Here is a 399-nt window from a genome sequence, read left to right as displayed (position 1 = left end):
GATGGGGCGGGCCATCTCCTCAATGGCATGGCCTCGGTCAAACCGCGCCTGGGTGGCCGCATCAACATCCGGGACGATGCCGGTGGCGCGCTCATCCAGCAGTTGGGAGCGGGTTTTGTAGGGGCTGCAACCCATCATTGCCGAGGCATCGCTGGCATTGCGTGAGTTGGTACGGTGCTGGAGCCAAGCGTCGGTTCCCTGGACCAGTTTCTTGATGATCATTCTGCTTCTCCTTCAATGGTTGCCGCTTCCATCAGGGCTGCGTGCTGTTCGTCGGTGAGCGTGTATCGGGTTGATGCGGTGGCAACAACTTTCTCCGCCGTCTGCCGACCGGATGAAATGATGTCGATGTAGCTGTCCAGCTTCTCGGCGGAGCAAGCCGGCAGGGCCTTGGGTTCG

2 protein-coding genes are annotated in these 399 nt (G+C 60.7%); both read right to left on the bottom strand.

What is annotated here, in order from left to right:
• Positions 1-222: YqaJ viral recombinase family protein (locus ASV53_RS24775; protein WP_189337979.1), on the bottom strand; the 222-nt coding region annotated here is incomplete at its 3' end.
• Positions 219-399: hypothetical protein (locus tag ASV53_RS25765; protein WP_205049253.1), on the bottom strand; the 181-nt coding region annotated here is incomplete at its 5' end. The genes ASV53_RS24775 and ASV53_RS25765, both read right to left, overlap by 4 nt.

The organism is Photobacterium sanguinicancri (genome assembly GCF_002265265.1).
Lineage (GTDB): Bacteria > Pseudomonadota > Gammaproteobacteria > Enterobacterales > Vibrionaceae > Photobacterium > Photobacterium sanguinicancri.
The sequence above is the reverse complement of the archived record's forward strand: the minus strand, read 5'-3'. Positions and strand labels throughout refer to the sequence as shown.